The following is a 6808-nucleotide window of genomic DNA, read 5'->3' on the forward strand; positions in this document are numbered from 1 at the left end:
AACTAGTTGCCCTCGTCCATATAAAAACTTTTTCAAGGAGGGTTATTGTTTATGATAGAAATCGAAAGACCAAAGATAGAAGTAGAAGAATTATCTGAAGATGGAACATATGGCAAATTTATAGTCGAACCGCTAGAGAGAGGTTATGGTACTACATTGGGGAATTCTTTAAGAAGAGTGCTTCTATCCTCATTACCAGGCGCAGCAATTTCAACAATAAAAATTCAAGGTGTAATGCATGAATTTTCTACTATTCCAGGTGTTGTTGAAGATGTTCCTGAAATCATCCTCAACATTAAAGACATCGCTGCAATAATGTATGCTGATGAACCTGTTACTTTAATTATTGATGAAGAAGGACCAAAGGAAGTAAAAGCAGGAGATATAAAAACAGGTGCAGATGTTGAGATAGTAAATAAAGATTTGCACATCGCAACAATAAGCGAAGGTGCAAAACTATATATGGAAATGGAACTTATAAAAGGAAGAGGTTATTATTTATCCGATAAAAATAAAAAAGAAGGGCAAGCTGTTGGAGTTATTCCAGTAGATTCACTCTTTACACCAGTTACAAAAGTTAATTTTCATGTAGGTAACACAAGAGTTGGGCAAATAACAGACTACGATAAATTGGAGCTTGAAGTTTGGACTAATGGAACTATGAGTGCAGATGAAGCAACCTCTCTAGGTGCTAAAATACTCATGGAACACTTAAATTTATTCGTTGGGTTAACTGATAGGGTAAATGATGTAGAAATAATGGTTGAAAAAGAAGAAGAACCAAAAGGGAAAGCTTTAGAAATGACAGTTGAAGAATTAGACTTATCTGTCAGAAGTTACAACTGTTTAAAAAGAGCTGGTATAAATACTGTAGAAGAACTAACTCAAAAAACAGAAGAAGATATGATGAAAGTCAGAAATCTAGGGAAAAAATCGCTAGAAGAAGTTCAGAAAAAACTTGCCGAATTAGGCCTTAGTCTAAAGAAAAGCGAGGAGTAATTTTACAAGCAAGGAGGGAATGAAATGACAACATTAAGAAAACTAGGAAGGCCATCTGATCACAGAAATGCAATGCTTAGAAATCAGGTTACATCTCTAATCAGAGAAGGGAAAATTGAGACCACTGTAACAAGAGCTAGAGAAACTAAAAGGATGACTGACCAAATGATAACCTTGGCTAAAAAAGGGGACTTACACGCAAGAAGACAAGCCTTGGCTTATATATATGATGAAGAAGTGGTAAAGAAATTATTTGATGAAATTGGCCCAAAATACAAAGATAGAAATGGTGGATATACTAGAGTACTAAGAGTAGGACCACGAAGAGGAGACGGAGCTGAAATAGCAATACTAGAATTAGTATAATGGGAGGGGGATTAAGTTAAAGCTTAGTCCCTTTGTGCTATTTATCTTAATTAAACTACAATTGCAATCAAAATATCAATATGTTATATTAAGTTGAGAATACATTTAGTTTATAGGAGACTCGAATGGAAAACGAAATTATGATAAATATAGAAAATGTCAGTTATGAATATAAATCCTATGTTGATGACTCTATACAACTTGCAGTTAAAGATTTAAGCCTTAATATAAAAAGAGGAGAATTTTTAGCCATATTAGGGCATAATGGATCTGGTAAGTCAACATTAGCAAAGATGATGAATGGGATGATACTTCCAACAAGGGGAGAAGTGTATGTAAATGGCATAAACACAAAAGATGAAGATAAAATATGGGATATAAGAAGCAAAGCTGGCATGGTTTTTCAAAATCCAGACAATCAAATAGTAGCTACCATAGTTGAAGAAGATGTCGCTTTCGGACCAGAAAATTTAGGCATACCCCCTGAAGAAATAAGAAAGAGAGTAGATGACTCTTTAGAAACAGTAGGCATGAGTGAATATAAAAAACACGCACCGCACCTTTTATCTGGTGGACAAAAGCAAAGAGTTGCCATAGCAGGCATTTTAGCAATGGAACCAGATTGTATCATCTTTGATGAGCCTACAGCAATGTTAGATCCATCTGGAAGAAAAGAAGTAATGGAGACAATAAAAAGATTAAATAAAGATAAGAATAAGACAATAGTACTGATAACTCATTACATGGACGAAGCGGTCATGGCAGATCGTGTTATGGTATTAAATGAAGGCGAAAATGTGCTTATGGGAACACCAAGAGAAATATTTACTCAAGTTGAAACACTAAAAAAACTTGGGTTAGATGTTCCTCAAGTAACTGAACTTGCATATGAGCTTAGAAAAGAAGGTTTTGACATAAGAAAAGATTGTATCATAATTGAGGAGCTGGTAGAAGCGCTATGATAATTAATATAGAAAACTTAAACTTTATATACAATATAGGAACGCCTTTTGAGAAAAAAGCATTAGACGATATATCCATTTCGATTGAAGAAGGGGATTTTGTAGGACTAATAGGACAAACTGGTTCAGGAAAATCGACACTTGTTCAACATTTGAATGGACTTATCAAACCCACAAGCGGGAAAATAACAATCGATGGAATTGATATTACAAATCCTGATACAAAGATGAAAGAGATACGTAAAAAAGTAGGCTTAGTTTTTCAATATCCTGAACATCAGCTCTTTGAAGAAACTATTTATAAAGACATTGCATTCGGCCCAAAGAATTTAGGGTTGACTGAAGAAGAAATAGAATTAAGAGTAAGGGAAGCTATGGAACTAGTTGGGCTAGATTATGAAACTTTAAAAGATAGATCTCCTTTTGAAATATCAGGTGGGCAGAAAAGAAGAGTCGCAATAGCTGGTGTCATTGCGATGAAACCCAAAGTACTGATATTAGATGAACCTACAGCAGGATTAGATCCTAAAGGCAGAGATGACATATTAGATGAAATAAAAAAACTTTATGAAAGAGAAAATATAACAATTATTCTTGTTTCTCACAGCATGGAAGACATAGCAAGGCTTGCTAACTCAATACTTGTAATGCACAATGGGAAAGTAATAATGCATGACAAAACTAGAGAGATATTCAAATCAGCAGATCTTTTAGAAGATATTGGTTTAGATATTCCACAAGTTACTAAACTAATGAAAGAATTTAAAAAGAGAGGGCATCAAGTTAAAGAAGATTGTTTGACCATAGAAGAAGCTAAAGAAGAGCTTATTAAATACTTGAGAGGTACTAAAAATGCTTAAAGATATAACTATTGGACAATACTTTCCAGGCGATACATTAGTTCATAAATTAGATCCAAGGGTAAAAATATTCACAGCCATACTATATATAATTGCATTATTTTTTGTAAAAGATTTTTATCCCTATATATTCATAATTTTATTCATAGCCACAGTAGTAAGGACAGCCAAATTGCCTATTAAATTTATCATAAAAGGCTTAAAACCTCTTATGTTTATCATAATAATAACATTTACCATAAATCTACTGTTCACAAGAGGAGAAGTACTATTTAGTTTAGGCCCAATTTCAGTCACAAAAGAAGGTATAATACAGTCTGTATTTATGGCTTTGCGCCTTATATTATTGATTGTTGGCACGTCTTTACTTACACTGACCACATCACCGATAGCATTAACTGATGGTATAGAAAGCCTCTTATCGCCATTTAGAAAGATAGGCCTTCCGTCACATGAACTAGCTATGATGATGACAATAGCCCTCAGGTTTATACCAACACTTTTAGAAGAAACTGACAAAATAATGAAAGCTCAAATGGCAAGAGGTGCAGACTTTGAAAGTGGAAATATATTGAATCGAGCAAAAAGCTTAGTTCCGCTATTAGTTCCATTATTCATAAATGCATTTAGAAGAGCAGATGAACTCGCAACTGCTATGGAAGCGAGATGTTACAGAGGCGGGGAAGGTAGGACGAGACTAAACGAATTAAAATTTGATAAAAAAGACAGCGCAATTTTACTTTCATTAATAGTATTCTTTGGATTTATTATGTCGACAAGGTATTGGTGAAGAAAATGAAAAATATAATGCTAACTTTAGAATACGATGGGACGAATTACTCAGGTTGGCAAATACAAGACAATGCGAATTCAATTCAAGCGGAGGTAGAGAACGCGATATATAAGCTTACAAAAAAAGAGGTCACCTTAATAGGAGCGGGAAGAACAGATGCAAAAGTTCATGCTCTTGGACAGGTGGCCAATTTTTTTATCGATACAACCATTCCTGGACGAACTTTTAAATACGCATTAAACGAGTATTTGCCAGAAGATATAAAAGCGGTTTATTCAAATGAGGTTCCAGAAGATTTTCATGCACGTTTTAGTGCAATAAAGAAGAGATATAGATACAAAATATATTTAAGCGATGTAGAAAGACCACTCTTAAGAAATTATGCCTATCAAATCGACAGAAACTTAAATATAAACAATATGAAAGAAGCTTCGAAATACTTAATTGGCACGCATAACTTCACAAGTTTTGAGGGCAGAAGGAGCTTTACAAAATCAAAAATCAGAACTATTCGCTCAATAGATATAAAAAAAAGAGATGAATTTATAGACATAGTTGTGGAAGGAGACAGCTTCTTAAGAAACATGGTGAGGATAATCACTGGCACATTAGTTGAAATAGGAATAGGAAAAAGAAAACCAGCAGAAATAAAACTCATTTTACAAGCTGAAGATAGAAGACTTTCAGGTCATACTGCACCACCTCAAGGGCTATATTTAGAAAAAGTTTTTTATAAAATTTTTATGTAAAATTTTAAATTGCTATTAAAATTTATTACCTTTCTCCGATACTATTAGCAAGAAGGAAAACTTCTTTGGTTGAGATGATCATTGGCCAAAACAAATGAACACGGAAGTTCATAAAAAATTCAAGGAGGAAGAAAAATGAGAATTAATCAAAACATTTCAGCAATGAACACTTATTCAAGACTTACAGCAGCAAACAACGCAAAGAGTAGCTCATTAGGAAAATTATCATCAGGCTTAAGAATCAACAAAGCAGGAGATGATGCAGCAGGATTAACTATATCAGAAAAAATGAGAGGGCAAATCGGCGGACTAAATCAAGCAGTAAGAAATGCACAAGATGGAATTTCTCTAATTCAAACAGCAGAAGGTGCATTAAATGAAACTCACTCAATCTTAAATAGAATGAGAGACTTAGCAGTGCAAGCAGCAAATGACACAAACACAAATGATGACAGAACTGCTATACAGGGTGAAATTGATCAATTGTTAGAAGAAGTTGATAGAATAGCTAGTAATACTGAATTCAACACTCAAAAATTATTTGGATATTATAGAGCAAGTGGAGGTAGCTTAGTTTCAGGAGGAAAGTTTTCAGGAAAGTTTCAAATTGGGGCAAACAAAGACCAAAACATCGAAATTAAAATTAGCGACATGACAACGAAAGGATTAGAATTAAGGGATTTTAAAGTAAGTGGAGGCAAAGTGGTAGTTGATGGAGCTAAATATTTTTTAAATTTAAAAACTCAAGTTGGAGCTAATTCAGGGATATCAAAGATTGATACAGCAATAAAAAAAGTATCCGAAGAAAGATCAAAACTAGGTGCATATCAAAACAGACTTGAGCACACAATAAACAACTTAACAACAACATCAGAGAACTTGACAGCTGCTGAATCACGTATAAGAGATGTAGATATGGCAGAAGAGATGATGAAATTCACAAAGAACAACATCTTAAGCCAAGCTGCAACATCAATGCTTGCTCAAGCAAATCAAATGCCACAACAAGTACTTCAACTATTACAATAATTAAAATCAAATCCAACGTATTTATATAAATGAACACGGAAGTTCATAAAAAATTCAAGGAGGAAGAAAAATGAGAATTAATCAAAACATTTCAGCAATGAACACTTATTCAAGACTTACAGCAGCAAATAACGCAAAGAGCAGCTCATTAGCAAAATTATCATCAGGCTTAAGAATCAACAAAGCAGGAGATGACGCAGCAGGATTAACTATATCAGAAAAAATGAGAGGGCAAATCGGCGGACTAAATCAAGCAGTAAGAAATGCACAAGATGGAATTTCTCTAATTCAAACAGCAGAAGGTGCATTAAATGAAACTCACTCAATCTTAAATAGAATGAGAGACTTAGCTGTACAAGCAGCAAATGATACAAATACAAATGATGACAGAACTGCTATACAGCAAGAAGTATCTGAATTGGTTAAAGAAATCGACAGAATAGCAGACAAAACACAATTTAACACTCAAGCTCTTTTAAATGGTACTTTCAGTAATAAAATTATTCACATTGGAGCAAATAGTGGTGAAACTTTAAGTGTAAGCATTAAGAGCATGAAAGCAAGTGGCTTAGGGGTTAGTGGTATTAGCGTTTCAACTCAAACTTTGGCAGATGACGCAATATCGAAGATCGATTCAGGAATAAAAAAAGTATCCGAAGAAAGATCAAAACTAGGTGCATATCAAAACAGACTTGAACACACAATAAACAACTTAACAACAACATCAGAGAACTTAACAGCCGCTGAATCACGTATTAGAGATGTAGATATGGCAGAAGAGATGATGAAATTTACAAAGAACAACATCTTAAGCCAAGCTGCAACATCAATGCTTGCTCAAGCAAATCAAATGCCACAACAAGTACTTCAACTATTACAATAATAAAAATATTTTAAATTTGTAAAAATAAGTGACCAAATTTTGGTCACTTATTTTTTGCTTAGTGTAAAATAATTGTTGGACAAAGAACATAAAAATATAGAGAATAATTCTCCTTTTGATATAATGTAATTGGAAAACCACAATAAAGAAAGGAGAATATTCTCTAT

At 33.7% G+C, this 6808-nt stretch carries 8 protein-coding genes; all 8 read left to right on the forward strand.

Features of this window, described 5'->3' with window-relative positions; genetic code table 11:
- Window positions 1-51 precede the first annotated feature (51 nt).
- The 8 genes from E4100_RS01540 (at window position 52) to E4100_RS01575 (ending at window position 6641) form a co-directional block, all read left to right on the forward strand.
- Window positions 52-999 (forward strand): DNA-directed RNA polymerase subunit alpha, encoded by a 948-nt coding sequence (locus E4100_RS01540; protein WP_135270136.1) that lies wholly within the window; start codon window positions 52-54, stop codon window positions 997-999.
- Window positions 1000-1023: 24 nt separating this feature from the next.
- Window positions 1024-1365, forward strand: coding sequence for a 50S ribosomal protein L17 (rplQ, locus tag E4100_RS01545; protein WP_135270138.1), 342 nt, complete (start codon window positions 1024-1026; stop codon window positions 1363-1365).
- Window positions 1366-1505: 140 nt separating this feature from the next.
- The gene (locus tag E4100_RS01550) at window positions 1506-2327 is read left to right on the forward strand and encodes an energy-coupling factor transporter ATPase (protein ID WP_209315218.1); all 822 of its coding nucleotides are present in this window, start codon (window positions 1506-1508) and stop codon (window positions 2325-2327) included.
- Window positions 2324-3187, forward strand: coding sequence for an energy-coupling factor transporter ATPase (locus tag E4100_RS01555; protein ID WP_135270141.1), 864 nt, complete (start codon window positions 2324-2326; stop codon window positions 3185-3187). The genes E4100_RS01550 and E4100_RS01555 overlap by 4 nt, the downstream gene beginning before the upstream one ends.
- Window positions 3180-3977 carry an energy-coupling factor transporter transmembrane component T family protein gene (locus tag E4100_RS01560; RefSeq protein WP_135270143.1) on the forward strand — a complete coding sequence of 266 codons (798 nt, stop codon included), beginning with the start codon at window positions 3180-3182 and terminating at the stop codon, window positions 3975-3977. The genes E4100_RS01555 and E4100_RS01560 overlap by 8 nt, the downstream gene beginning before the upstream one ends.
- A gap of 5 nt (window positions 3978-3982) precedes the next feature.
- The gene (gene truA, locus E4100_RS01565) at window positions 3983-4729 is read left to right on the forward strand and encodes a tRNA pseudouridine(38-40) synthase TruA (RefSeq protein ID WP_135270145.1); all 747 of its coding nucleotides are present in this window, start codon (window positions 3983-3985) and stop codon (window positions 4727-4729) included.
- A gap of 135 nt (window positions 4730-4864) precedes the next feature.
- Window positions 4865-5758, forward strand: a complete 894-nt coding sequence (gene hag, locus E4100_RS01570; protein ID WP_135270146.1) for a flagellin Hag — start codon at window positions 4865-4867, stop codon at window positions 5756-5758.
- Between the two features lie 70 nt (window positions 5759-5828).
- Window positions 5829-6641, forward strand: coding sequence for a flagellin N-terminal helical domain-containing protein (locus E4100_RS01575; RefSeq protein WP_135270148.1), 813 nt, complete (start codon window positions 5829-5831; stop codon window positions 6639-6641).
- The last annotated feature ends 167 nt before the right edge of the window (window positions 6642-6808 follow it).

It is taken from the genome of Soehngenia longivitae, from assembly GCF_004684055.1.
GTDB classification, from domain to species: domain Bacteria; phylum Bacillota; class Clostridia; order Tissierellales; family Tissierellaceae; genus Soehngenia; species Soehngenia longivitae.

What these genes read in the sequence shown, in the direction of transcription:
- truA (WP_135270145.1), top strand. Translation starts at nt 3,983, where the DNA reads ATGAAAAATATAATGCTAACTTTAGAATACGATGGGACGAATTACTCA.
- rplQ (WP_135270138.1), top strand. Translation starts at nt 1,024, where the DNA reads ATGACAACATTAAGAAAACTAGGAAGGCCATCTGATCACAGAAATGCA.
- hag (WP_135270146.1), top strand. Translation starts at nt 4,865, where the DNA reads ATGAGAATTAATCAAAACATTTCAGCAATGAACACTTATTCAAGACTT.
- E4100_RS01540 (WP_135270136.1), top strand. Translation starts at nt 52, where the DNA reads ATGATAGAAATCGAAAGACCAAAGATAGAAGTAGAAGAATTATCTGAA.
- E4100_RS01555 (WP_135270141.1), top strand. Translation starts at nt 2,324, where the DNA reads ATGATAATTAATATAGAAAACTTAAACTTTATATACAATATAGGAACG.
- E4100_RS01575 (WP_135270148.1), top strand. Translation starts at nt 5,829, where the DNA reads ATGAGAATTAATCAAAACATTTCAGCAATGAACACTTATTCAAGACTT.
- E4100_RS01550 (WP_209315218.1), top strand. Translation starts at nt 1,506, where the DNA reads ATGATAAATATAGAAAATGTCAGTTATGAATATAAATCCTATGTTGAT.
- E4100_RS01560 (WP_135270143.1), top strand. Translation starts at nt 3,180, where the DNA reads ATGCTTAAAGATATAACTATTGGACAATACTTTCCAGGCGATACATTA.